The sequence below is a fragment of the Pseudoalteromonas sp. PAST1 genome (genome assembly GCF_021532515.1).
Classification (GTDB): Bacteria; Pseudomonadota; Gammaproteobacteria; order Enterobacterales; family Alteromonadaceae; genus Pseudoalteromonas; species Pseudoalteromonas simplex.
The window spans coordinates 80,122-107,117 of record NZ_JAKGBH010000006.1 but is presented as its reverse complement, the minus strand read 5'-3'; the positions used below and the strand labels follow the sequence as shown (position 1 = coordinate 107,117).

At 41.8% G+C, this 26,996-nt stretch carries 20 protein-coding genes; 15 read left to right on the top strand and 5 right to left on the bottom strand.

Features of this window, described 5'->3' with window-relative positions; genetic code table 11:
* Positions 1-6: 6 nt before the first annotated feature.
* From L1272_RS04500 to icd, 5 genes are all read left to right on the top strand, one after another.
* Entirely contained in the window at positions 7-954 is a 948-nt protein-coding gene (locus L1272_RS04500) for an acetoacetate decarboxylase (protein ID WP_199529906.1), read from the top strand.
* 2 nt (positions 955-956) lie between these two features.
* Positions 957-3,188, top strand: a complete 2,232-nt coding sequence (locus tag L1272_RS04495; protein ID WP_235372847.1) for an NAD(P)-binding protein — start codon at positions 957-959, stop codon at positions 3,186-3,188.
* 142 nt (positions 3,189-3,330) lie between these two features.
* The gene (locus L1272_RS04490; RefSeq protein ID WP_187490333.1) at positions 3,331-5,595 is read left to right on the top strand and encodes a TonB-dependent receptor; all 2,265 of its coding nucleotides are present in this window, start codon (positions 3,331-3,333) and stop codon (positions 5,593-5,595) included.
* A gap of 37 nt (positions 5,596-5,632) precedes the next feature.
* Positions 5,633-8,314 carry a 7TM diverse intracellular signaling domain-containing protein gene (locus tag L1272_RS04485; RefSeq protein ID WP_199529909.1) on the top strand — a complete coding sequence of 894 codons (2,682 nt, stop codon included), beginning with the start codon at positions 5,633-5,635 and terminating at the stop codon, positions 8,312-8,314.
* A gap of 92 nt (positions 8,315-8,406) precedes the next feature.
* A complete protein-coding gene (icd, locus tag L1272_RS04480; RefSeq protein WP_199529931.1) occupies positions 8,407-9,681 on the top strand; it encodes an NADP-dependent isocitrate dehydrogenase in 1,275 nt (424 codons plus the stop codon).
* On the opposite strand, the gene L1272_RS04475 is transcribed toward icd, so the two are convergent.
* On the bottom strand, positions 9,678-10,121 hold the full coding sequence (locus tag L1272_RS04475) for a hypothetical protein (protein ID WP_138602318.1): 444 nt from the start codon (positions 10,119-10,121) through the stop codon (positions 9,678-9,680). The genes icd and L1272_RS04475 overlap by 4 nt on opposite strands.
* 112 nt (positions 10,122-10,233) lie before the next feature.
* Positions 10,234-11,181: a LysR family transcriptional regulator gene (locus L1272_RS04470; protein ID WP_199529910.1), complete on the bottom strand. Its 948-nt coding sequence runs from the start codon at positions 11,179-11,181 to the stop codon at positions 10,234-10,236.
* Positions 11,182-11,286: 105 nt separating this feature from the next.
* Between L1272_RS04470 and aceK the strand changes: the two genes are divergently transcribed.
* The 4 genes from aceK to L1272_RS04450 are packed head-to-tail and all read left to right on the top strand — an operon-like array spanning position 11,287 to position 14,843.
* Positions 11,287-13,116 carry a bifunctional isocitrate dehydrogenase kinase/phosphatase gene (gene aceK / locus L1272_RS04465; RefSeq protein ID WP_166340695.1) on the top strand — a complete coding sequence of 610 codons (1,830 nt, stop codon included), beginning with the start codon at positions 11,287-11,289 and terminating at the stop codon, positions 13,114-13,116.
* A 49-nt stretch (positions 13,117-13,165) separates the two neighbouring features.
* Positions 13,166-13,558: a hypothetical protein gene (locus L1272_RS04460; RefSeq protein WP_199529911.1), complete on the top strand. Its 393-nt coding sequence runs from the start codon at positions 13,166-13,168 to the stop codon at positions 13,556-13,558.
* A gap of 8 nt (positions 13,559-13,566) precedes the next feature.
* Positions 13,567-14,529: a zinc-binding dehydrogenase gene (locus L1272_RS04455; RefSeq protein WP_199529912.1), complete on the top strand. Its 963-nt coding sequence runs from the start codon at positions 13,567-13,569 to the stop codon at positions 14,527-14,529.
* A 53-nt stretch (positions 14,530-14,582) separates the two neighbouring features.
* Positions 14,583-14,843 (top strand): DUF2999 family protein, encoded by a 261-nt coding sequence (locus L1272_RS04450; protein WP_054561248.1) that lies wholly within the window; start codon positions 14,583-14,585, stop codon positions 14,841-14,843.
* Between the two features lie 56 nt (positions 14,844-14,899).
* On the opposite strand, the gene L1272_RS04445 is transcribed toward L1272_RS04450, so the two are convergent.
* Entirely contained in the window at positions 14,900-15,106 is a 207-nt protein-coding gene (locus L1272_RS04445) for a helix-turn-helix transcriptional regulator (protein WP_054552938.1), read from the bottom strand.
* Positions 15,107-15,565 (bottom strand): hypothetical protein, encoded by a 459-nt coding sequence (locus L1272_RS04440; RefSeq protein ID WP_199529913.1) that lies wholly within the window; start codon positions 15,563-15,565, stop codon positions 15,107-15,109.
* A 186-nt stretch (positions 15,566-15,751) separates the two neighbouring features.
* Between L1272_RS04440 and lepB the strand changes: the two genes are divergently transcribed.
* Both lepB and L1272_RS04430 read left to right on the top strand, forming a co-directional pair.
* On the top strand, positions 15,752-16,411 hold the full coding sequence (gene lepB / locus L1272_RS04435) for a signal peptidase I (RefSeq protein ID WP_166340699.1): 660 nt from the start codon (positions 15,752-15,754) through the stop codon (positions 16,409-16,411).
* A gap of 82 nt (positions 16,412-16,493) precedes the next feature.
* Complete coding sequence (locus tag L1272_RS04430) at positions 16,494-17,309, top strand: hypothetical protein (RefSeq protein WP_235372846.1); 816 nt, start codon at positions 16,494-16,496, stop codon at positions 17,307-17,309.
* A 93-nt stretch (positions 17,310-17,402) separates the two neighbouring features.
* On the opposite strand, the gene metG is transcribed toward L1272_RS04430, so the two are convergent.
* Entirely contained in the window at positions 17,403-19,427 is a 2,025-nt protein-coding gene (metG, locus tag L1272_RS04425; protein ID WP_054552942.1) for a methionine--tRNA ligase, read from the bottom strand.
* 178 nt (positions 19,428-19,605) lie between these two features.
* On the opposite strand from metG, the gene apbC reads away from it, so the two are divergent.
* The 4 genes from apbC (at position 19,606) to dcd (ending at position 26,996) form a co-directional block, all read left to right on the top strand.
* Positions 19,606-20,685: an iron-sulfur cluster carrier protein ApbC gene (gene apbC, locus L1272_RS04420; protein WP_199529914.1), complete on the top strand. Its 1,080-nt coding sequence runs from the start codon at positions 19,606-19,608 to the stop codon at positions 20,683-20,685.
* Between the two features lie 320 nt (positions 20,686-21,005).
* Entirely contained in the window at positions 21,006-23,150 is a 2,145-nt protein-coding gene (locus L1272_RS04415) for a glycoside hydrolase family 16 protein (protein WP_235372845.1), read from the top strand.
* A gap of 78 nt (positions 23,151-23,228) precedes the next feature.
* Positions 23,229-26,180, top strand: coding sequence for a TonB-dependent receptor (locus tag L1272_RS04410; protein WP_199529915.1), 2,952 nt, complete (start codon positions 23,229-23,231; stop codon positions 26,178-26,180).
* Between the two features lie 228 nt (positions 26,181-26,408).
* A complete protein-coding gene (dcd, locus tag L1272_RS04405; protein WP_054552946.1) occupies positions 26,409-26,996 on the top strand; it encodes a dCTP deaminase in 588 nt (195 codons plus the stop codon).

Below are 26,996 nucleotides of genomic sequence, written 5' to 3'. Positions count from 1 at the left end.
ATAACTATGACGGACCAAGCAAATTACAGCCATTTCTTATCTAACCCGGTTGCTAAACCACCTTGTCGAATGATCAATGCGCAAATGTACGGATTTTTTGTTGCAGGGTGTGAGCAAAAAATGCAGCAGTATGTTGATGCAACTTTAAATTTACTAGCAACCGAATCAACCTCGTTTAATGTGTTAGGGAGCACGTGTTTACTTACCTTCACTGATATCGAAAAAATCTCTTCGTTAACGCCACCTTTTTCAGATCATGGCTGGATGCAAGAAACCGATATTATTATTTGGCTCCCAGTCGCAAAAATGCAAGGTGGTGACATTAGTCATTTATATTGGTATCCGGCATTTATTAGCGTCAATAACATTTATGCTTTAATTAATGGCCGAGAAGCCTGGGGTTATAATAAATACCTCTGTGAATATCAAATGCCTGCGACTGTGAGTGATGCGGGCGCCTTTAGCATTTCTTTAGAATGTTTTGATGTGTTTAACCCAGACTCTAAATTAGCGATGCATGATCTATTAACCATTGAGCAAACGCAGGCAAGCACGAAGGAAAACCTACTCGATAACTTATCGCATTTTTCTAAACACGTGACAGATTTATTTGATGCGCAAATTCAAGGCATTGATTTATCACTTCTTAAACAATTGTTAAGCGGGTTTATACATCCGCAGATGGATCAGATTTTGTTTAAACAATTTCCCGATGGTCAAGGAGATAAAGCCGTTTATCAAAGCGTGGTTCACTCACCATCTTTAATCAAAAAAATTCACCAATTAAAACTTTTACACAATGATTTTAGTTTGGATGTAAAAGCCCTTGCGAGCTTTCCTCTGAATGACATGTTTGGCATTGCACTTGGCAAACAAGCGGTTCATTTACCCTTTTACGTCAATATGGACTTTGACCAGCTTGGCGCAACACAACTGTTACCGGTACAGGGGTAACCATGGAAAAAGAAAAAATTACCATTGTCGGTGGCGGTGTTGCAGCGATGACCGCGGCAGTGTATTTAACCGAGCAAGCTAATTGGCAAAGCCAACGCGAGATTACCATTTATCAACAGGGGTGGCGCCTAGGTGGTAAAGGGGCGAGTGGCCGAAACGCCCATTTTGGACAGCGAATCGAAGAGCATGGTTTACATGTTTGGTCTGGTGCCTACGTAAATAGCTTTCGCACCTTAGAAGGGGTGTATAACGCACTCAATCGACCTGCTAGTTGTTCATTGGCTACTTGGCAGCAGGCATTTAAACCACACAGTTTTATTGCTTTACAAGAGTTTATTGATAACGAATGGCAAACTTGGCCGATAGATTTTCCTACCGTTGAAGGGAACCCCGCTGATGGCAGCCTAGATATAACAGTGTGGGACTTTGTCACCATGACATTAGCATGGCTAAAAAAATGGACCGAAGGTATTGAACATGTTTGTCAGCAGCAAGACGCTAAAACCACTTTAGTGACTAAAAAGTCACGGGATCAATCGTTACTCAAACACATGTATCAAGAAATCAAAGCAGACATTGATACCCATTTAAATGGCGCAAAGAAATTCATCGATGATATTGAAGCAGGCGCAACTGAAATTGCCTCGAACCCACGAACATTGATAACTCATTTGCTGCAGTTCACCGAAAAGCAGGCCACCCATACAGATAAACAGGCCGATCGACTGGTGATTTGGTATATCGTCAGAAAGTTAAAACGTTGGTTTAAAGACCAAGTTATTGATTTACTCGATGACAACCCAGAGCTGCGCAGACTTTATATTTGTGCCGATCTTGCGATTGCAATGCTCACCGGATTGATTAAAGACAAAGTATATCGCGACGGTTTTGGTGTCATTAATTGCTTCGACTTTCGTCAGTGGCTCGAAAAAAATGGTGCTAACAAAACTTACAGTGTCGATTCCGCGCCAGTGCGTGGCTTTTATGATTTGGTGTTCGCATACCCTAAAGGTGACTTTAATAAACCCAATGTTGAAGCAGGCGTTGCCGCCCTTGCCATGTTACGTATAGGGCTTTGCTATAAAGGCGGCGTGATGTGGAAAATGCAAGCTGGGATGGGCGATGTCATTTTTGGGCCAATTTATGAACTTTTAAAGCAGCGCGGCGTTAAGTTTAAGTTTTTCCATCAGTTAACTAACTTAGCTGCAGGGCAAACTGACCAAGGTGAACAGCTGGTAAGTAAAATTGAGCTTTGCCAACAGGTGAGTTTAGTTGGCCAAGACTATGATCCGCTCATCGATGTTAAGCAGCTACCATGCTGGCCAAGTGAGCCTCTGTATGAGCAAATCAGCTCTGAACAAGCGCACTTATTACAAGAATATCAAATCAATTTAGAGTCATTTTGGAGTAATTGGCCCGAGGTGTATCAAGAGCACTTTGGTACCCCATTGCCAACAGTGACGCTTCGCCATGGTATTGATTTTGACACACTTATTTTAGGTGTATCGGTTGCCTCACTTGAACACGTGGCCCCTGAACTTTTAGCTGTAGATTACGCGCTCTCTCAACAAGCTACAAAAGTACAAAGTGTAGCGACTCAGGCTTGCCAGGTATGGTTGAATAAAACCGACCAACAACTTGGCTTTACGCAAACCAATGCCGCTCATGAAGGACCTATTTTAAGTGGCTTTGTTGAGCCGTTTGATACCTGGGCGGCAATGGGCAACTTGCTCGATAAAGAAGATTGGCCAAGTGAAAATGCGCCCGTGAACATTGCCTATTTTTGCAGTGCATTTAGCTGCGAAAACTATCCACCTGCCAGTGCTCATCAATTCCCAGAGCAAATGAAAGCCGAAGTAAAATCAAATATGCATAATTTGTTTAGTGCAGATATGCGGCCACTTTGGCCTCAAGCCTATATTGATAACAAATTTGATTGGCAGGTTTTTTACAGTGATCCGCACAGCATTTTACCTGCTCTCGAGCAACAATACTGGCGCGTTAATGTTGATCCCAGTGAGCGCTACGTCTTATCTGTGGTTGATACAAGTAAATACCGCCTAGCTACTGATGGCAGTCAGTTTGTCAATTTGCGCATCACTGGCGATTGGATAAAAACCGGTGTTAATGCTGGCTGTGTTGAGGCTGCTGTAATGGCCGGTATGCAAACAGCGCGGGCAATATGTGGTTGGCCAAGCGAAATTAGCGGAGAGCATGCATTCGAAAAAAGTTAGGGTGAGCAAAGTTATAAATAAGTATGCGTATAAGTCATGAATTTTCATGATTTATATGCGACTTTAATCTATTGTTTGGTCTATACTTACCACTAAATTACAACAATTTAACAAGTTTCCCTCTTTTAAGGTCTAAAAGCCAATGAAGCGACCCTTTCTGAATGATCCTAAATTTATGATGATGTCGAGCACCTGCTTGGCAGCATGTGTAATGGCAAGCGCTTTTGCACAAGGAGCTGAGACTGAAAAAGACATGGAAGTTATTAGCGTTTATGCACAAAAGCGTCCGCAAGCAATTGAAGATGTGAGTGTAGCGGTAAGCCAAGTGGATGGCGAAATTTTAAAAGCTCAGCATTTTAAAGATTCAACTGAAATTGGCTTGTTTGCGCCAAATGTTAAAATCACCCAAAACGCCGCAGAAGGGACGCCTCCCGCTGTGAGTATCCGTGGGGTGGGGTTACTTGATTACAATACGGCTAATACCTCACCTGTTGCTATGTATCTTGATGGCGTTGCGGTGGGGTCTGCTAATAATCAAATTGTTAACTTGTACGATATTGAACAGCTCGATATTTTACGCGGCCCGCAGGGTACCTTGTTTGGTCGTAATTCTACCGGTGGTGCAATACTTATACGCTCAAATCGCCCTGAGTTTGATAGCTATGGCTCGTTGACATTAGGCGTTGCCAACAATAATGCCACCAGCGTTGATGGTATGTGGAACCAGCAACTATCAGGTTCCAGTGCATTACGAATTGCGGTTAACTATCAAGACTACGAATACTCAACAAAAAACACTTATGCAGACTCGCCAACAGCAGGCATGGAGCAGAAAAATGCCCGTGTGTCTTTTTTGTCTGAGTGGGATGAGGTTGATCTTTACCTGCAAGCGCATATTGAAGATTGGGATGGTATTGCCCAGCCAGTTGGTAGTATTGGTATTGTCGCAAACCCTTTAACGGGTGAGCTGTGTTCACCAGCAGATGCGGGCTCAACACGCTGTTTTGATAACTTTGGTTTTAATGATGGCAGTGATGACTTCTTTGCGGTGAGCGTCAATAACGATTCACCTCATAAATCCGATGGCTACGGTTTTATTGCTGAACTGAATTGGCATTTAAACGAGCAAAGTACATTTACTTCACTGTCGAGCTTTAACGATTTAGAAAGAAGCCACGCTTTTAACTGCGATGGCTCCCCAGCTCGTTTGTGCGAAGGGGTATTAGGGTTAGATACCCAACTATTCAGCCAAGAATTCAGGTTATTAAACGAACTTGCTGATTACACACTCACCAGTGGTATTTATTTTGCCGATGAGACAATTGAGCAAGATAATTTAAATGATATTTTGCGTGATTTCCGGGGTGTTTTACCGACAAATTTAACCGCGACCTTTATCTACGATAACGAAATCAAGATGCAAAATTTGGCTGTATTTAGCCAAATTGAAGTGCCTGTCGCAGATAAATGGATGATTACAGCCGGTCTTAGATATGACTATGAGTCACTTGAGTATGACTCAATCGCCACCTTAAATGCGGTGGTTGATGTGAACGACTTAGACGGGGTACTGGTACCATTTTATCGCGTTACCGATGAGCAGTCGGATAACGGTTTTACCGGGCAATTTGCCGTTAATTATCGCTATTCAGATACAAGCAATCTTTATTATCGTTTTGCTAATGGTAGTAAAAGCGGTGGCTACAATGGCGGCTTTTTGTCATCCGAAGAACAAGCAATCTTGGCAAACTATGGCAAAGAGCGCTTAAATGCCCATGAAATTGGCTTAAAGTCGTTCTGGCCTGGGAAGCAACTTAGAATGAACTGGGCGGCGTTTTATTATGATTATAACGACCAACAAGTGTTTATGAACCAAGCGTCAGAAACACCGCAAATGCCCCCAGTGCAATTACTTGAAAATGTGGCTGACTCAACAATTTACGGCCTTGAAACTGAAATTAATTACCAAGCAACTAAGCAATTAGCCATGCTACTTTCAGTAGGCTATATCCCCCATGCTGAATTTGAAGAGTACGTTGACCCACTTGGTAATAGTATTACCGATAACCAACTACCATTTACCTCTAAATGGAATGTATCAGCGGGGTTAAAATACGACACCAGCTTGGCGTCGTATCCGTTATCGGCCAACATTATTTACGATTATCAGTCTGAGTTTTATTTTGACCAGAACATGAACCCATATGCCCGCCAAGACGGTTTTAGCATTGTTAATGCGCATCTAAAATACGATGTTGAAAATTGGTCATTTACTTTATGGGGCAAAAATTTATTTGATACTGAATACAGTCAGTTAAAGTTCGATTTAAGCTCGTTCCTAGGCATGCTTGAAGACTTTAAAGGGGAAGGGCGTCGCTATGGCTTTGATGTTTCACTGCAATTCTAGTCGTTGCCATCTCCACACTGGTACAGGGGTTTTGTGAATGCGGTTTAAGCTGTATTTTAGTACTCTGCTGTTTTTGTTGTTATTAAGTGTTTCGGCTAATGCACAAGAGACGTTTGTCTACACCGATGCTGTGGCTGATCAAAATCTTCATGATGTCGGTGATGTGTTTACGGCGAACGATAATATGTTCCCGCAATCAGTGGCTGAAATTGATACTTGGCGAGCCAGCAAAAAGCCACAATCTCGAATAAGCTCGGTTGGTGGTAGTTATTGGTTAATTGTTGAAATTGAAAATCAAAGTGATATCGAAGATTTAGTGCTCTATCCGTATAACACCTTGGTTTCAAAAATAGAAAGCCGCATTTACGATATCACTGATCCAACAGCCCCCATACAGCACTTTGTAACGGGTGGTAAAGAGCCAAATCAGTTTGCATTCCACTATGGTAATCGTTTGTCTCTTGTGAAAGGCAAGCGCTATACGCTTATTACTTATTTTGAAAGTGACTACTTTTATACCCCTGCAAAGCTAGTATTAACGCCATACCAAGATTATTTTCAGAATATAACCGTTGAAAATATGGTCATGATGCTCTGCTTTGGGGTGGGTATTGCGCTTGGCTTATATAACTTATTAATTTATTTGGTTTCCCGTGATGTGACACATCTTTACTATGCATTATTTACTGCATCTTGGGTGTTTGCTTGGAGCCACTTTTTCCATATTTCGGATCAGCTATTTGGTTACTATAATCCTCACCTTCATTGGCTTGGCTTTGCGCTCACGCCATTAACCAATATTCTGTTTTACAACAACTTGCTTAAACTCAAAGAGACATTTCCAAAACTGGCGCAATTATCATTGATGGTGGGTGTGATCGCGACCTTGGGTATACCGTTTTGTATTTTATGGCCAAGCTTTGGTTTTTATTGGTCAACGTTAGTGACGGGCGTTGCTTTATGTTTAGGCTTATACATAGGTATTCGCTGTATGCTTATTGGCTTTAAGCCGGCGCGATATTTTGTGCTTGCTTACATAGCCATGATGCTACCGAATATGGTAGGTAATTTAACGAATTTAGGCTTGCTGCCAGCAACCTCCATTAATTTATATTTATTGGGTTTGATAGGCACCGCTATGGACGCTATGTTGCTTGCGTTTGCTGTGGCCGATAAGTTTAGACTGCTTCACGATGACAACGTAGAGCTCAACAAAAATCTAGAAGAAAAAGTCCATTTAAGAACGTTGGAGCTTGAAGAACTCGCCTCAGAGCTTCGCGATGCAAATGAGGCTAAAAGCCGTTTCTTAGCGAATATCAGTCATGAAATTCGCACCCCAATGACGTCAATCATTGGTTATGCAGATGGCATTATGCTCGGGGATATTAAGCCCCATGAGCGCAACCATGGAATTGGGGTTATTTTGCAAAATAGTCGTCATGTTCTTGGATTAATTAACGATATCCTCGATATGTCGAAGATTGAAGCTAACAAGCTCGAAATTGATTTAGTCGAAACGGACTTGTTTGCCACGATTGCCAATATAGAGTCGCTCATTGGCAAGCAAATTCGCGATAAGGGCTTAAAGTTCAGTGTCGATTATCAGTTCCCATTACCAGACTACTTGATTACCGATCCGAGTCGATTAAGGCAAATCTTATTAAACTTAACAACCAATGCCCTTAAGTTCACGCAAGTGGGGCGTATAACCTTAACTGTGAGCTGTCACAACGATAAGTTGTCAATTAGTGTAAAAGATACTGGCATTGGTATGACTGAAAAAGAGCAGCAGTTGTTATTTAGTGCTTTTTATCAAGCTGATTCGAGTATTTCTAGGCAGTATGGTGGCACAGGTCTTGGTCTTAATATTTCAAAGAGCCTTGCGCAGAAATTGGATGGGGATATCAGCGTTAAAAGTAATGTCGGCTCTGGCAGTGAGTTTATTTTCACTATGTCGGTGTACACCACAGACAACACTCGTTGGCTCAATGATATGAGCGAAGTGAAACTTGTTGAAACCTCACCGTTTAGTAAGCTTGATGCGCCAGAGAACCTAAAGGGCAGGGTATTACTTGCCGAAGACCACCCAGATAACCGACGTTTAATTGCGCGAATATTAGAGCGTATGGGGCTGACAGTGACCACCGTTGAAAATGGTAAAGACGCAGTACAAGCAACCCTCGAAGACAGCTTTGACCTTATTTTGCTCGATATTCAAATGCCGATTATGGACGGCCAAGAAGCTTTAAAAATGATGCAAGCAACCGGAGTAAGCGTGCCTATCATTGCGCTAACAGCGAATACTATGAAGCATGAAGTGACGCGTTATATGAAGCAGGGCTTTAATGATTTGATTGCAAAACCAATCGATAGAAATGCCTTTAGTCATAAAATTGCCAGTTATTTAGAATGCGATGAGTTAGCAGATATAAAGTTGCCTGAAAAAGAGTTTCAGGCATTAAAAAATGATTATATAAAAGGGTTAGAGACACAGTACAAAGAAATGCTAGAACAATATAAAAAAATGGATTTAGAAGGGTTTAGCAAAAATGTGCATATGCTCAAAGGTGCAGCTAATATGTTTGAGTGTGAAATGCTGTATGTAAAAGCAGTGGCTGTCGATACGGCCTTAAAAGAGGATACTGTAACCTTGGATACCCAGTTAATTGGCTCATTATTTAATGCGATGGAAAATGAATTTACCAAGGTAACCCATTGATTGTTTGAATAGCGGCTATTTATTTGTAAGCACAGACAAATTAGCTATTTCTTGATATTAATATTGTTAAAACTCTTTGCTGGGAAGGCATGATGCAGTATCAACATATTTCAGTCCCCTCGAACGGCGCGCAAATTACGATTGATAGTAAGGGCCAATGGCATATTCCTGATAACCCGGTTATTGCTTATATTGAAGGCGATGGTGTGGGTCAAGATATTAGCCCGGTGATGCGAGATATTGTCGATGCTGCGGTGAGTCATGCTTATCAAGGTGATAAACAAATACATTGGATGGAAGTGTTCAATGGCGAAAAAGCGGCAGCATTATACGACGGCGACTGGTTCCCGCAAGAAACCCTGCATGCCGTTAGACAGTATAAAATTGCCATAAAAGGGCCGTTAACAACCCCCCTTGGCGGAGGCTTTCGCTCATTAAATGTGGCTCTTCGTCATGAGATGGACTTATTCGTTAACATGCGGCCCATTCGCAGTTACCCGCATTTACCATCGCCCTTAAAAGAGCCTGAAAAAACCCAAATCACAGTAATACGCGACAGCTCTGAAGACGTTTACTCGGGCATTGAATGGCAGGCTGGCAGTATTGACAACGAACGTATGCTTGATTTCTTATGCCAAGAAATGGGTGTCACCCGACTTCGTTTTGATAACCAATGTGGCATTGGTATTAAAAATAGCTCGAAAGAGGCGGCAGAGCGACTAATGCGTTACGCCCTTAACTTTGCCCTTAAAGAGCGCAGTGAATCACTGACTGTGGTGCACAAAGGCAATGTATTAAAATTTACCGATGGCGCTTTTAAACGCTGGGCATTTGCCCTTGCAGAGCAAGAGTTTAACGCTGAAGCGCATGAAAATGGTCGTTGGTTGGTGATCAAACGAGACGAACAAGATGATTTAATCATTAAAGAAGTGATTGCTGATAATATGCTTCAACAAGCGCTGCTCACCCCAGAGCAATTTGATGTGGTGGTAACAACCAATCAAAACGGCGATTACTTAGCTGATATGCTAACCGCACAAGTCGGTGGGGTAGGTATTATGCCTGCGGCAAACTTAAATAATGAAGTGGCCTTTTTTGAACCAACTCATGGCACATTTAATCGCATCGCCGGGGAAGATAGTGCAAATCCAACAAGCAGTATTTTAAGTGCGGTTATGATGCTACGCTTTATGGGCTGGCACGAAGCGGCGAATAAAATAGAAAAAGCCCTAGAACAGACGCTTACAGCGAATGAAATGACGTTTGATTTGGCTAACTTAGTAGCCGATGCGACGATGCTTAGTTGCAGTGATTTTGCAACAAGCATCATCGCGCGAATAAGTAACTCAAATAATGAACCATATTAAGCGGCATTGGCGCTTTTAACTGCGTAGACACATGGTTTACCTGTTAACTGTGCTGCACGTTGATAAATGTGCTCTGCACCCGGCTCATTGCTTGTCATGCCTGTTAATGTATCCATTAACGCAACCACTAAAATAGCTGGTACTTGGCAGCAATATTCATCGAGCACTGCAGTTGTTGTTTGTGCATCAACATGGCAATGCGGGTGAGTACGTACTGTGCTATATGCTTTTAACAGTGTGTCTGCTTGTAAAACATCATCATCTTGATGTTTGGTTTTACGACATTGGCAACCAAACTCATCAACCATGGTTGCCAGTGTTTGGTAAATTTCTTCGCAAGCTAAATCGCTTTTTTTACAAAGCTGCTGCTCGATGAATGAGTGTAATTGACCATTGATGTAAAGGCCGTCCTGTTGAGTGAATTGCGCTGAAGTTTCCATAATCATTTTCTCTTTGTTTATGTGCTTAACTTCACTCTAGCCCTTCACTCATTATTAATGAAATTGTTGTTTTCAATAACTGATATTGATTTTATCAATATTATGCTTGTTTTTAGCGATCAGCCACAGTACTGGCAAAGGCGAGTAGCTCTCTACGCAGCCACTGATGCGGGTTTGCGTGATGTAGCAAAGGGCTCCATAACATTTTTACTTCAATAGGAACTATTTGAAATGGAACTGGACTTATTACCAAATCAGTGTGTTTTGCAAGTAACATGGCTTGGCGGCGGGGCAATGTGGCAATAAGTTGAGGTGATTGGCAAAGTAGGCTCGCCACCATGTAATGGCGGGTGAATACGCGAATATTGCGGGTTTGTTCTAATTGCCATAATGCCTCATCGACCCAGCCGAGTTTTTGGCTGCCTGATTTATTTGTTACGGCCGCTTCAACGCCCCAACCAGCCCGATTTACCCAAATGTGTTCTTGTGCAAGGTAGCCTTCAAGGTTTTGTTGTTGTAAGTAAGGGTTGTCTGGGTGTGTTAAGCAGCAGTAATTGTCTCGCCACACACTGGCTTGGTGGAATGAGCGGGGCAGGCCGTTAAAGCGATTAATGGCAAGGTCGATGGTGCCTTTTTCCATATCTTGAAGGTTAACATCACTTGGGCTCAAAATATCAAAATTAAGCCCAGGGTTCTTTGCTAGCTGCTGGGTGATAAACGGCGCAATAAGCGTTGACTCAAGGTAGTCGTTTGCCATGATCCGAAACGTTATATTTGCGGTGCTCGGGTCGAATACCTCACTAGGCTGAGTAATTTCCTCAGCCATTTTTAACAGTGATTCTATTTCAGGTTTAAGGCTGAGCGCTTTTGCGGTTGGCGTCATTGTGCCAGCGGCTCTTACTAATAATGGATCATCAAATAAATCACGCAAACGTTTAAGGGCATTACTCATTGCAGGTTGAGTCAAAGCTAGTTTATTGGCGGCTTGAGACACACTTTGTTCGTCAATGAGGACATTTAAATACACCAATAGGTTGAGGTCGACGTGCCTAATATTCATTTGATCAATCTTATTTATTATCTTTATTAATTACCTAAATTAAAGCGCGCTTGCTATTGTGTGTAAACAAGGCGACTAAAATAATCAGCATAAGCGATAAAAATAATGCCACAGCAAAGTTCACATTTGGCTGTTAAATCACACAGCGAACAGTTAAATCAGGTCGTAGCGACTAAGCTTGCCCGTGCGGTGTATGCTGGCTTTGAGGCTATGTTTGCAGAGTTTTTAAATATAACTCTCGGCGCTCAAAGTCGTTTTGAACAGCGCCAGTGGCATCAAGTTCAAGGAGCTATGAAATCGCGACTGCAGGTTTACGAAGGGCAAGTAAAAAAGGTAAGCCAAGCGGTAAAAATTATTGCTTATAGCGAAGTAGACGACCCAGCGCTTTGGTTATTAGCCAAACAAATATACGCAGAAATGGTGCAAAATCACGAAAACCAGCCCATTGCTCATACCTTTTTTAATTCAACCTTCGGTGCAATTTGGGACTCACGAAAAATCCGCAATGTGCACTTGTTTGTGCTAAAAGCGCGCTATCAACTGGGGCCAAGGCCCTTTGATTCACTGGTTAGCCGCATTTCTCTGCAAAATGGCTTTGAAAGTGCGATTAGTAGCTTGATAAAGCGCCATGTGTTTCGCTCACAATACGCTAACTTTGCTGATGATGTAGCCATGTTACAGCGCACCTTGATTGCTGGAGCGAAACAACAATGCCCACAAGTTTATGAGCTGCTTGCTCTCAACGATGGCTATATTGAATACGCCAATTCATTGTTTTTCAGAAATAAAGCGTGCTACATCATAGGCCGCTGTATTGCTAAAAATGGCGATAACATGCCATTTGCGATTGCGCTATTAAACAGTGAAAAAGGTCTTCACATTGATGCCGTGATGATGGGAGCTGATCAACTCAGCTTGTTGTTTGGCTTTGCGCGTACTTATTTTATGGTCGACACTGACCAACCCGCCCGATATGTTGATTACCTCAGTGTTTTAATGCCTCATAAGCAACGTTTTGAGCTGTTTAATGCCATAGGCTTTATCAAACACGCGAAAACCGAGTTTTATCGTTATAAAGTTGATACCACCCGTAATAGCCCCGTTGACGATAAATACACACTTGCGCCGGGTACGCCGGGCATGGTGATGCTGGTATTTACCACCCCAGGCTCAGATTATGTGTACAAGGTAATAAAGGATAAATTTAGTGCGCCAAAAACGGCCACCAAACAACAAGTAATGGCTAAGTACGACTTTGTTAAACAAGCTGACCGAGTAGGCCGGCTAGTTGATACACACGAATTTCGTTATTTAGCGTTTGATTTAAGCCGATTTAGTGATGAGCTTATACAAATAATGCAGCAGCAAATTGGCGATAGCTTAGTGATTTCGGGTAATGCACTTATTTTGCGCCATGTGTATGTTGAGCGCAAAATGACGCCGCTTAATTTGTATATCAACGACTGTGATGAGCGAAAACTGCAGCAAGTAATGGTTGATTACGGTAAAGCAATAAAAGAGCTTGCGGGGGCTAATATTTTCCCCGGTGATATGCTGATGAAAAACTTTGGTGTAACTCGTTGGGGAAGAGTGGTGTTCTACGACTACGATGAAATTTGCCCGATGACAGAGTGCCAATTTCGAGAGCTGCCCAAAACCGAGGATTCATTAGATGAACTCAGTAGCGAAAGTTACTTTGATATCGCAGAAAATGACGTATTTCCGAGCCAGTTTAAAGTATTTTTTAGCGCCAATAAGCGGGCGTTTGATCACTTTAATGTTGCGCATCAAGATATTTTCACCGCCACAATGTGGCAGCAATTACAAACAGCTATAAACGATGGGCAATTGCTTGATGTTTATCCTTATAAGCAGTCTTGGCGCTTTTCTTCGATGAGAGCTCAAATGAAAAAATCTCAATCTATAACTGTTTAATAGGAACATAGTGTTAGCGTATGCTGTTTAAAAAGCTAAGGAACGCACTATGAAAAACACACTGTTAATATCGAGTTTATTTATTTCGTCTATGGTAAGCGCCAATCCGTTATTAGGTAGCTGGCAATTTGTTGAAGGCAAATATGCAACCAATGACGGCTATGTGACGGCAAAAGCGCCAGAAATAACCTCAGTTAAACTGATTACACCCAGTCATTTTAGCTATATCACCCAAAAACAAGGCAACTTTCATTATGCTGGTGGCGGCAAATATGTTTTGCAAGACCAGCAATTTATCGAAACTTTCTCCTATGGTAATGTACCTTCACTACTTGGTAAGACCATGGCATTTGATTACAAACTAGAAGGTGACTTGTGGCACCACACCTTGTATGAAAATGGTAAGTTAGTCGAAGCTGAGATCTGGCAACGAATTAAATAGAAGGTGATATGCGTTATATTAAGCACGAAGACTCACAGTTACATTTTGCGCAAACAGATAAACCAGCCCTAAAAGATAACGAAGTTCTTATTGCTGTTGCAGCAATCGGCGTTAATCGCGCAGATTGTTTACAGCGACAAGGTAAATATCCTGCGTCCAAAGGTGACAGTGAGATTCTAGGGTTAGAATGCGCCGGTACCATTGTTGAGCAAGGTAGTGCAGTATCGGGAGATTGGCTTAATAAACGCGTTTTTGCCTTGTGTGCGGGCGGTGCTTACAGCGAGTATGTTGCCGTTGATGCTGCGCAAGTAATGTCGTTACCAGATGAAATGACAATGGCAGAGGGCGCTGCTATCAGTGAAGTATACTTAACGGCTTTTTCTGCCTTATTTCAATTTGGTCAGCTCAAAGCGGGGCAGACGGCACTGATCCATGCGGGAGCTAGTGGTGTCGGTGGGGCGGCAATTCAAATGGCAAAACGCGCAGGCGCTCAAGTGGTGATCACTGCAGGTAGTGATGAAAAGTGTGAGCATGCCAAACAGCTTGGTGCAGATCACACCATTAATTATAAAACCACTGATTTTGTAGAGTACTTCAAAGCCAATAATTTACAGGCCAATACCATTGTTGATCCTGTTTCTGGAAGCTATTTAAATAAAAATGCTGCCGTTGCAGCAATGGATTGCCAAATTGTGATGTTAGCCTTTTTAGATGCGCGCTTTGCTGAGGTTGACTTTGCAAGGCTGCTAAGCAAACGTATTTCCTTTCATGCATCAACCTTGCGTAACCGTTCAATTGAATTTAAACGTGATTTAAAAGAGCAGTTTATTTCGCGTTTTTATGATGACTTGGCCAACGGGCTTTTCGATTGCAATATCTATAAAACCTTAAATTGGCAAGAAGCGAATGAGGCTCACCGTATTTTAGATAACAACGAAAACTCGGGAAAAGTGGTGATGTTAGTTGAATAACATCAATTTGCCCATATTATTGGTTTTATTAGTAGTTAAAAGTAAAGGTTAATATGAACCCTATTATTGCAATGCTCAAAGAGCACAATGTAAGTGACGAAAAAGTGCGTGAGCTGTTTCAAGCGTTTATGGAAAACCCAATGATGGCAATGGGTCTGGTTCAACAGTTAGGTATCCCACCAGAAAAGCTTCAACAATTGATGGCATTAGTGATGACGCAGCCACACCTTATTAAAGAAGCGGCTGAATCAGTGGGTATCAGTGATGATGAAGTTGAGCAAGCCAAAGCGCAGTTCAAAAATCAGCAGTCATAAAATTAAATGATACGAATTTAAAAAAGGTTAGCTCTTCGGCTAACCTTTTTTGTTAATTACTGATACGAAAACACGTCGTCTAGTTTCTTATCAAACAGTTGAGCAATCTTAAAAGCCACCTCGAGCGAGGGTGAATATTTACCTTTTTCAATTGCTACTATAGTTTGCCTTGAAACGCCAACTGCCTCTGCCAATGCTTGCTGAGTCATTTCGTTGTGATGAAATCGAAGTTCCCGAATGGTATTACTGAGCTGTTTTGTCATCTAGCTGTCTCTTCGATATAAATAGGCTTTGCTGGCAATAGTAATAATGTCACTGACTAAAAAACCAATAATAAGAAAGTGCATAATATTATATAGATCAGAGACCTCAGGTAACAGCATGCGTCCAGATACGCGCTCAATTTGCGTCGCTAAAAATACACATATTAAGATAGTTGCAGAGCAAAACCAGTGACCAAGCTTGGTGCTTTTTAGGTCAATGAGCTTATCACGCTCATCATCCCCTAAGTCTGCTTCTTTGTGTTTAATACCAGCAAGTACAGATTGCATAATTATCTCTAGGATCACCGCAACTACGGCAACCCTATACAAATAAGACACCATGGTCTCTTGGCTTAGAGCACCCGCGGCTTGTAGTGAATTAATACCTAACAGGTAATAGCTTAACAGGCCTATGGTTACCACCAAGGTGCCCCAAATTGTCATTTCTTTGTAGCTCATTTTCTTCCACCCTATGTAAAAAATATTTGACTTGGTGTTAAGTAAACTACTCATTGCTTGCTGTGTCAAATATTTTTAACATCATGTATGGTATTTTTATCATTGACGCATTTCGTTACATTTAGTTAAGAACTAATTTGTACCGCTCAGACTCCTAATGACACAAACAATAAATAAGGAACGAATATGAACTGGCTTTTAAAAGTATGGAAAAATAACCGCTCATTGATTTTATTTATCTGCTTGATGAGTGTGTTTAGAAGTGCAGTGGCTGATTGGTATGAAGTGCCAACAGGTTCTATGAATCCGACCATTGTTGAAGGGGACCGTATTTTAACGGATAAAATGGCTTATGATCTGCGTGTACCATTTAGTCATATTTCGCTAATGCGTACTGATGAGCCAAAAGCCGGCGATATTATTGTATTTGATTCTAAGGCTGCAAATAACCGTTTGATAAAGCGTGTTATTGGCGTGCCGGGCGATACAGTGACTTTAGTCGATAATAAATTGATCATTAACGGTAAAGCACTTGATTATTTATTGGCTGATGACAAGCAACAGCAGCAAACACTGATTGAAAACCTTGCTGGTGTTCAGCATGCTATTCAGGTATCAAAAACGCCTTCGGTGATGCAGCATTTTGCCCCTGTCGTTATTCCAAATGATATGTATCTAGCGATGGGCGATAACCGAGACCACAGTGCAGACTCGCGAGTGATTGGGCTAGTGCCTCGCAGTGAGTTATTAGGCAAAGCTAAAAGAGTCATAGTGTCACTTGATTATGATGATTATTACTTACCTCGAAAAGAGCGACTCTTGCATGATTTGTACATAGCACCCTAGATAAAAATCGTACAAAATTGGCAATTTATAATTTTATGTTTCAATATTAACGACATAAAAATAATAAGCCAAAAGGTAAAGTATGATAAATGATAAGTGTGCGAGATTAATTCGATCTTTTTTGTTACTCGTCTTTTCAATTAGCCTAGTTGCATGTGGTTCGAGCTCAAAAAACGAATCTACAAAAGTTGATGACACTAACAGCTCAACACCGGATACAGGTGTTGAGCTTGTCGATAACAGTGGTAGTGCTGACTATAAAATTATTATTTATGGCAATAGCCATAGTGCTAGATTAGGGGATTTGCTTGAACAGCTTATTTCCAGTGAGTTAACCAACGCTCAAGTTTCAACGCTTACCGTCAGTGGTCGTTTTTTAGATGAAATAGTGAACACATCGGGCAATGTTGAAAAGCTACAGCAAGCCAATTGGAGCCATGCTATTTTTCAAGGTCAAAAGTATTCTCAGTCTGGCTCTGTTAATTATTCTACAAGTGAGGCTGAGCGATTAATTGCCAGTGCAAAAGAGCTGGAAATTACACCTATTTTGTTTCCTGAGCATCCGCAAAGAGGTGATAGCAAAGAAGGGGAGCTTGTTTATCAATTGCATTTGTCGATTAGCGAAAAAGAGGCAAGCTGTGTTGCACCAATCGGCTTAGTTTGGGACAAAGCAATCGCCGCATTACCTGGGCTTAATTTTTACAGTGCAGATGGAAATCATGCTTCAGATGCAGGGCACTTACTGACCGCGATGACTTTTTATGAAGTTATAACAGGTGAGCTTGCAGATACCCTAGCTTACAATGCTGCTTTTGCGATTACCGAACAGCAACACCAGCAGTTTGGGCAAATAATTACTCAAGTACTGACTGAATATCCTGCATGCCCCAGCTCTTAAGCTAACAACATTAATCTAAAGCATTCATTAAATACAAAAAAACCGTTGTGTCTGAAACACAACGGTTCTTTATATTAACTAGCAATTGTGTAATTACATTACACGCATGCCAGGCTCTGAGCCTTCATCAGGGTTAAGAATATAAATTTCTTTACCGCCAGGGCCTGCAGCTAATACCATGCCCTCAGACATACCAAAACGCATCTTACGAGGCTTAAGGTTTGCTACCATTACAGTTAGCTTGCCTTCGATGTCTTCTGGTGCATACGCAGATTTAATGCCTGCGAATACTTGGCGCGTTTCGCCACCTAAATCTAAGGTTAGTTTTAATAGCTTATCTGCGCCTTCAACGTGTTCTGCTTTAGCAATTTTTGCTACGCGTAAATCAACTTTAGCAAAATCATCAAATTCGATTTCTGGGCTGATAGGTTCTTTTGCTAGTGGGCTGTTTGGATCAATCTTGTCTTTTTCAGCAACTAGACTTTCTTTTGACTCTTCAATCATTTTGTTTACTTTATCCATTTCAACACGTTGCATTAACGGTTTGAACTTATTAATTGCGTGACCAACCAGCGCTGTTTGCGCGCCTTGCCATGTTAAACCGTCGTTTAAGAAGGCTTCAACGTTTGCAGCCATACCAGGTAGAACAGGTTTTAAGTAGGTGATAAGTACACGGAACATATTTAAACCAAGTGAGCATACATCGTGTGCTTCTTGTTGTTTTGTTTCGTCTTTAATTAACACCCATGGCGCTTTAGCGTCGATGAATTGGTTTGCTTTATCAGCAAGGGCCATGATTTCACGAATTGCACGGCTGTAATCACGGTTTTCGTAGTGATTTGCAATGCTTGCAGAAGCCGCTTGGAACTCACCTAATAGCGCTTCGTCCATTACGGTGTCGCTAAGCTTGCCGTCAAACTTCTTGGTGATGAAGCTTGCACAACGACTTGCGATATTAACCACTTTACCTACTAAGTCTGAGTTTACACGTAGTGCAAAGTCTTCAAGGTTTAAATCAAGGTCAGTGATGCCGTTGTTTAGTTTTGCTGCGTAGTAATAACGAAGATACTCAGGATCTAGGTTATCAAGGTAAGTGCGCGCCTTAACAAAAGTGCCTTTTGATTTAGACATCTTCGCGCCATTCACAGTTACAAAACCATGGGCAAATACATTTGTTGGCTTTCTGAATTTTGCGCCATCTAACATTGCCGGCCAGAATAAGCTGTGGAAATAGATGATATCTTTACCAATGAAGTGGTAAAGCTCTGCATCTGAGTCTTCGCGCCAGAATGCATCAAAATCAATCCCTTTTTTATCACACAGGTTTTTAAAGCTTGCCATGTAGCCGATTGGTGCATCGAGCCACACGTAGAAATATTTACCCGGTGCACCAGGGATTTCAAAACCAAAGTAAGGTGCGTCACGGCTGATATCCCACTGCTGTAGGCCATCTGCAAACCATTCATCAAGCTTGTTCGCCATTTCTTGTTGAATCGTGCCTGAGTGTAACCACTCTTTAAGCATGTCTTCAAAAGCAGGTAGGTCGAAGAAGTAATGCTCAGAATCTTTTAAAATTGGCTCAGCACCCGACATTACAGAGCGTGGGTTAATAAGCTCAGTTGGGCTGTAAGTTGCACCACAAGAATCACAGCTGTCACCGTTTTGATCTTCTGACTTACACGTTGGGCAAGTACCTGTTACAAAACGATCTGGTAAGAAGATACCTTTCTCTGGGTCGAAAAGTTGAGAAATAGTATGCTTTTTAATGTGACCTGCTTCATTTAAACGGTTGTAGATTAACTCGCTGAAATGACGGTTTTCTTCACTGTGCGTGCTGTGATAGTTATCAAACTCAATGTTGAAATCAGCAAAGTCACGTTGACGTTCAACACTCACGTTTTTAACCATCTCTTCTGGCGAGATCCCTTGCTTTTGCGCATTAAGCATAATTGGTGTGCCGTGAGCATCATCCGCGCAAACGTAATAGGTTTCATGACCTTGTTGTTTTTGGAAACGCGCCCAAATATCAGTTTGGATATATTCTAGTAAATGACCTAAGTGAGTCGGGCCATTGGCATAAGGTAATGCGCTAGTAATCAGGATCTTTCGCTGTGCCATAATCATTCCGAATTGAGATTAGTTCGATGCAAATATGCTCGAATATCATTATTTAATTCATTGTGAGTTGCTTATATGCAACCTAAAGCAATGATATTATCTAATTGTCTGGTTTTAATGCCTTGAATGTTACATAATTCCGCAGCACTTTTCATCAAAGAAACGCTAATTTATTGCTATGTTTGGACTGTCAAAACTATTCTCAAGTAAATCGGCTGAAAAAGCACCTATCATTGCTGCCTTAGCCGCTTATCGTAGTAGCGCATTTGCCATTGGTATTGAGCAAGATTGGCTCGAAGAGCTTAATCAAAACAGCGATAAAAGCTGGCAGGTAAAACTAAGCCTACCTTTTGCTAGCGTGGGCGAAATCCCTGAAATTGAAAAATTTGTCGCCGATAAACTATCAGTACAGGTGTCAATTAGTGCTAAAGTGAAATTACCTAGCGCATATAGTTTTAAGCAAATTAAACATATTGTGCTCGTTGCTTCAGGTAAGGGCGGCGTTGGAAAGTCAACCACCGCGGTGAATCTTGCCTCGGCTTTAGAACAAGAGGGTGCCAAAGTGGGTATTCTTGATGCTGATATTTATGGCCCGTCTATTCCATTGCTTTTAGGTTTGCAAGGGGCAGAGCCGAAAACAGCCGATGATAAAAACTTACTTCCTTTTGAAGCGCACAACCTCAAAGCGCAATCGATCGGCTTTTTAGTACCTAGCGATGATGCAACCGTTTGGCGCGGACCAATGGCATCGGGAGCACTTAATCAGTTAATGAACGAAACCGCTTGGGGTGAGCTTGATTATCTAATTGTTGATATGCCTCCAGGTACGGGCGATATTCAATTAACCATGAGCCAAAAAGTGCCAGCCAGTGGTGCAGTGATCATTACCACGCCTCAAGATTTAGCGCTAGCCGATGCACAAAAGGGCATTGCTATGTTCAATAAAGTGAACGTGCCTGTACTTGGTTTAATTGAAAACATGAGCTACTTCTTATGTGGTCATTGTGGTGAGCCTAATCATGTATTTGGTAAAGATGGTGCCGTAAAATTAGCACATTGTCATGGTGTGCCTGTGCTGGCAAATATTCCACTGGCCATTGAAATTCGTGAAAGCTCGGAGCAGGGCGATTTAATTGCCAAAGACAACGCGGCTCAAATAAGCGAAACCTACAAAACCGCTGCCCGTGTACTTGCCAGTAGCTTGTATTATCAACAGGCGCACACAAGCGCAGTTGAAATAGTCATTACTGAAGATTGATTGTTGCAAAGATTTTGTTAATGGGTTTATCTTATTAACAAAATCTTGGGTGGTTCTTTATCATTAACTTTGCTCTTAACCCCCTCTTTTAGCCGTATATAGCCTACATTTTCGTTAAATATGTCCAAAAAACAAAATCGCCACAAATGTTAATTTTTTATTGACGTTTTAATAACCTTATCATAGTCTAATGAAAGCGCTTACATTTACGGGGTTTTTTATTTGTCTTTAAATGTAAGCGCTTACAATTGACTGGTTAGAATAATATTCATATAAATCAGTTGAGTACTAACAAACACATAATGTTAGGGTTCAATGCAATGAACAGATTCAAAACACACTTAACACAACTTACAATGGCGCTTTCAGTAGCGACATTAGCTGGCTGCGGCGGCTCTGCCACAGATACGAAAATTGATACTGTCAACCCAACTGAGCCTGTTTCAGATTGGGTGATGGTTTGGGAAGATAACTTTGACGGCGATGCCATTGATGACAAAAAATGGAGTTTCGAAATAAACTGTGCGGGTGGCGGTAATAACGAAAAACAATGTTATACCGACAGTGAAGAAAACGCCTTTATTGCAGACGGTATTCTACATATCGTTGCGTTACCTGCGGAAGAAGGGGCTGATAAGCCTTATACCTCTGCGCGTATTAATACTCGTTACAAAGCTGATTTTAAATATGGTCGCTTTGAAGTACGCGCAAAGCTGCCTAGTGGGCAAGGTTCTTGGCCTGCGTTTTGGATGATGCCTACCGATGAAGTTTATGGTGGATGGCCTCGCTCTGGTGAAATCGACATTGTTGAGTCGGTTAATTTAAAAGTACCAACCGAAGACGGTGTAGAATCAAATATCTACGGCACATTACATTACGGCCAAGAGTGGCCAAATAATGATAGCAGTGGCAAAGCTTATACCTTCGCTCAAGATTCTAATCCTGCTGATGACTTTCATACTTATGCTATCGAGTGGCAAGAGGGGGAAATTCGTTGGTACGTAGATGATTATTTATATGCTACACAGCGCCAATCAGAAGTGCTTTATGATGCGAAGGGCAATGAGATTGCACTTAAGCACAGAGGCTGGTATTCAGAGTACTTCGATCAAACAACCGGAGAGTTAACGACTTTTTGGGATGCATCTCCTTACGATCAAGAATTTTATTTAATCCTGAACTTCGCAGTGGGTGGTGATTGGCCTGAAAACGTTAATGCAACCGGTATTGATACAACTGTATTCGAAAATGGTCAAACTTTTGAAGTGGATTATGTTCGTGTTTATGAGTGTGCGCAAGACCCTGATACAGGTAAAGGTTGTGAAACAGTCCGCCCAGGTTATGACAACTTAGACGATGCACTTGTGCAAGGCAAAGCTCCGGCTCCAACACCACCAAGTGATGGCACGGTAACGCCGCTTACTATTTTTGATAGTAGCTTTAACCCTAACTGGCCGGCATGGGACTGTTGTGGTGGCACAACGCCTGAGTTAGTTGAAGATGCCGACCGTGGCAATGTGGTTGAATTTAGTGTGGGTGCAGAGCCTACGGTAAATGGTTTTATTAGCCGTGATGCCTTTATTACCGATGAAAACGGTGAAGCCACTCCTTATGACGCAAGCGCTATGCTAGAAGACGGTTATGTGCGTTTTGATATGCAAGTGACTTCATTACCTTCTACTCCAGATGCACCTTGGCTTTTCAAAATTGAAAGTGATGAAGGCAAGACAGCCGTTGAACTAAACCTAAGTGCTAGCACTGAAGGTGTTAGCCCAGTTGCTGGTGAATGGCAAACTTATACTTTCCCACTGCAAACATTAGCTGATGCGGGTTTAAATGTATCGCTGATTGATGTGATCATGATTTTCCCTGCGTGGGGTCAAGGTGATGGTGCTGTTTATCGTGTGGATAATGTAGAGATCACAAATGATGCACCTCCTGCAACATTAACTCTTTTTGCTGACGAGATGAATCTTGATTGGCCACTTTGGAACTGTTGTGGTGATTTAGCACCTATTGAGGCCGTCGATGATGAGCAACATGGTTTGACTGCTGAATTTTCGATTGGACCAAAACCAACCGTTGTTGGCTTTAACAACCGTACTACATCAGGCGGCAGTGGCAGTCAATTTGATGCATCATCTTTAATTGATGAGGGTGTATTGCAATTTGAGATGAAGATCACCTCTTTATCATCAACACCGGATGCAGCTTGGTTTGTTAAAGTAGAATCTAGTGGTGGCCCTGATAATGGTGGTACTGCAGTTGAAGTTAACCTTAATACCAGCATAGAAGGTGTTGACCCTGTTGCAGGTGAGTGGCAAACCTATACTTTTACGGTCAATTCATTGTTACAAGCCGGTTTAGACATAAGTTCAATTGATGTCATCATGGTATTTCCTGCGTGGAGTCAAGGTGAGGGAGCTGTGTTCCGTATTGATAATGCAGTTATTTCAAACCCGTAATTAACATTGGCAACAAGTGATGGGTGCTGAATTCGGCACTCAGTATCCATGACAACATATTGCAAAAGCAGGTAAATCATGAAAAGCACAAAATTTATTAAAACACCTCTTGCAGCGTCAGTTGCGATGATCTTAACTGCAGGGCTGGGCACTATGTCTGCTTATGCACAAGATGAACAAGAGAAAGCTGATAACGATATTGAAGTTATCGAAATTAAAGGTATTCGTGGCAGTATGATCCGCGCCATGGATATGAAACGTGATGCAACAGGTGTTGTAGATGCGATTTCAGCAGAAGAGATGGGTAAATTCCCAGATACTAACTTAGCTGAATCATTACAACGTATTACAGGTGTATCAGTGAGTCGTTCTAACGGCGAAGGTAGCGAAATTACGGTACGTGGTTTTGGTCCTGAGTTTAACCTCGTAATGCTGAATGGCCGTCAAATGCCAGGTACGGGTTACACCCGTTCTTACGCCCTTGAGAATATTGCCGCTGACGGTGTCAGTGCACTTGAAGTAGCGAAATCAGGGCAAGCAGATGTACCAAGTGGTGGTCTAGGTGCTACGGTAAATATTATTACTACGCGCCCATTAAATAGCCCTGGCGAGAAATTTAGCTCGTCTATTAAGGCTATTCACGATTCATCTAATGAGGCCGGTGATGATGTAACCCCAGAGTTTTCTGCAATGTACAGCAATACTTATGTTGATGATACATTTGGTTTTGCGGCATCATTCTCACATCAAGAACGTGATTTTCAACAGCAAAACGCCAATATTCAAGGTTGGCAAGCCAATGTTGATTTACCGACCCTTGATGAAGCTGACTACATTGACCCTCGTGCAGTCGATAGCGAAGGCAACCGTGTCGGTAATCATTTCTTTCCGAAAGACATGAACTACAGCATTGCTGATGTTGAACGTGAGCGCACTAATGGCCAAGTAACTTTACAGTACTCGCCAATTGAAAGCTTCACTGCAACGGTTGATTACACGGCGAGTCGTGCAATCACCGGTGTGAATACCGTGGGTTGGGGTATTTGGAATGAGTTTGGCAGTAACATTAACAGCTATGAGCTTGATGAAAATGGTACAGCGATTTATGCCGATATCAGTGGTAATGATGGTTCATTTACAGCAAGCCGTGGCACTACTGAAGTTAAAGCACGTTCAATTGGTTTAAACCTAGAGTGGCAAATTAACGACCAGTGGGAAGTTGAGTTCGATTATCACGATTCGAAAAACGAAACAGATAACGGCGCAGATGATGGCTTAGGTTCTGATGGTCAAATCATTCTTGGCTCAGATCAGTTACAGAGCAAAGTATATGATTATCGCACTGGTGAAGTTCCGCATGCCTACGTTAACTGGAACAATGGCACAACGGTGCTTGATCCAAGTGAGATTGATTCAAACTTCAGTCAGTTTATTTACTCGCCTGGTGAGTCTAATGTTGAGCAAGCTCAGCTTCATGCAACCTGGTTTAATGAAAGCTTTGAAATTCCACTTGTTAAAGTGAAATTCGGTGCTGCCAATACTAAGCAAACTATGGGCGGTTTTACTGCATGGAGTGGCTTACGTGGCGGCCCTGGTTTTAACCCATCATTCACCGAAATCTTCCCTGATGGCATGTTCACTTATAATGATACAGGCGACATGCTAGATCAATTCTCTGGTGGTGGTAGTGCCCTTGAACCAAATTACTATTACACCTATAGCTTTGAAGAAGCGTTAGCGCGTCAACTTGACTTTTTAAACGAAGATTTATTGGGCGATAATCAGTACTCAATAGACCCATTCTTTGATGGTATCGACAGTGAAAGCTACGTAGAAGAGAAGACACAAAGCTTCTATGTGAACAGCTTATGGGAGTTTGAATTATCTGATTACTTCGTACAGATTAACGCAGGTCTTCGTTATGAAGAAACGGATGTGACCAGTACGGTTCGTCAACGTGTTGAAAGCCAAGTTAACTGGGTGAGTGCATCTGAGTGGATCATGCAGTACGAAACTGGCGGTACAGATAACTTTTATCAAGAAGAAGGTAACTATGATATCTGGTTGCCGAACATCGACGTAAAAGTTGAAATTACAGACGAGCTTGTTGGTCGTGTTTCATGGGGTAAAACCATGGCACGTGCGCCGCTGGGTAATTTGGCTGGTGGCCGTAGCTTAACGGGTAGCCCGAAACCAGGTTCGCGTACAGGTAGCCAAGGTAATACTAATCTGTTGCCATTTGAATCAACTAACCTCGATTTATCACTTGAGTACTACTACGGCGAAGGTAGCTATGCTTCGGTTGGTTACTTCAAAAAAGACGTAGATAACTTTATTCAAACGCAAATAACTGAAACAACCATTGATGGTTTATACGATATCTTAAATGGTCCTCGTTACCTTGAAGCTGTGGCATCTGTAGAAGCTCGTGGTGAGCAAGCTACAAGTGACGCTGTGTTCAATGAAATGCTGGCATTAGGTTATGGTAATGCGGATGGTGCTATTGAACCAACGAGTTCTGATCCACTGATGGTGTGGGATATTACTCAACCACAAAACACGGATAGTAAATCAGTTGATGGCTTTGAACTAGCTGTTCAACACTTATTTGGTGAAAGCGGCTTTGGTTTAGGGGTTAATGCTACGTTTGTTGATGGTGATGTTGAATTTGATGTAGCAAGTTTGACTCAACAAGCTCCTTTATCTGGCTTAAGTGACTCAGCTAACTTCCAAGCTTTTTACGATAAAGATGGTTTATCTGTGAAAGTGACTTACGCATGGCGTGACTCTTACTTAATTGGTGTTGGTCAAGCACAAGGCTCATCTGATGCGCCGCCACAATTTGGCGATACATATGGTCAGTGGGACTTGAGTGTTAACTACGACATTAACGAAAACACGACTGTTTTCTTTGAAGGTATAAACCTTAACAACGAAACTGAGCGTGGCTATGGCCGTTACGAAGAGCAGTTCTTATTTGCTCGTCAATATGGACCACGTTACACAATCGGTGCCCGTTATAGCTTTTAATATGTGATCTCAAAAGGAACAAAAGCCGCTCGTTGAGCGGCTTTTTATTATCTATTTTAATTAATTAATAATTATTGAAGCAACGCACTGTTGATTTGTGTAATATATGCCTCACTAAGTCCACTATAATTAGCTTTTCGTAGACGCAAAAGGTTTGTGTTTTTTGTTAAAGTTATCGTTTTTTCCAACTTTAAATCAAATGTTTAAGTTGTTTAGGTAGAATAATAAATGAGATTATCAGATACCCATATTCAGCAATATATTGACGAAGGCCGCATTGTTATAGAGCCAGCACCAAGTAATGAAATGATCTCGGGTGTCACGGTTGACCTGCGTTTGGGCAATAAGTTTCGTGTTTTCCAAGATCATACTGCTGCGTATGTTGATTTAAGTGGCCCTAAAGATCAGCTTAATAAGGCAATGGAATCAATCATGAGTGATGAAATTGTGCTTGATGAAGAAGAAGCTTTTTTCCTTCATCCAGGTGAATTAGCATTGGCTATTACTCATGAAAAAGTTACTTTACCAGCAGATATTGTTGGTTGGTTAGATGGTCGCTCGTCGTTAGCACGCCTTGGTTTGATGGTACATGTAACAGCGCATCGTATTGATCCAGGTTGGTCGGGTAATATCGTTTTAGAGTTTTATAACTCAGGCAAGCTGCCACTTGCGCTTCGTCCAATGATGAAAATTGGTGCCATGAGTTTTGAAACCATGACAAGCCCAGCACAGAGCCCTTATAACACACGTAAAGATGCTAAATATAAAGATCAAAATACGGCAGTAGCAAGCCGCATTAGTGACGATAATAAATAA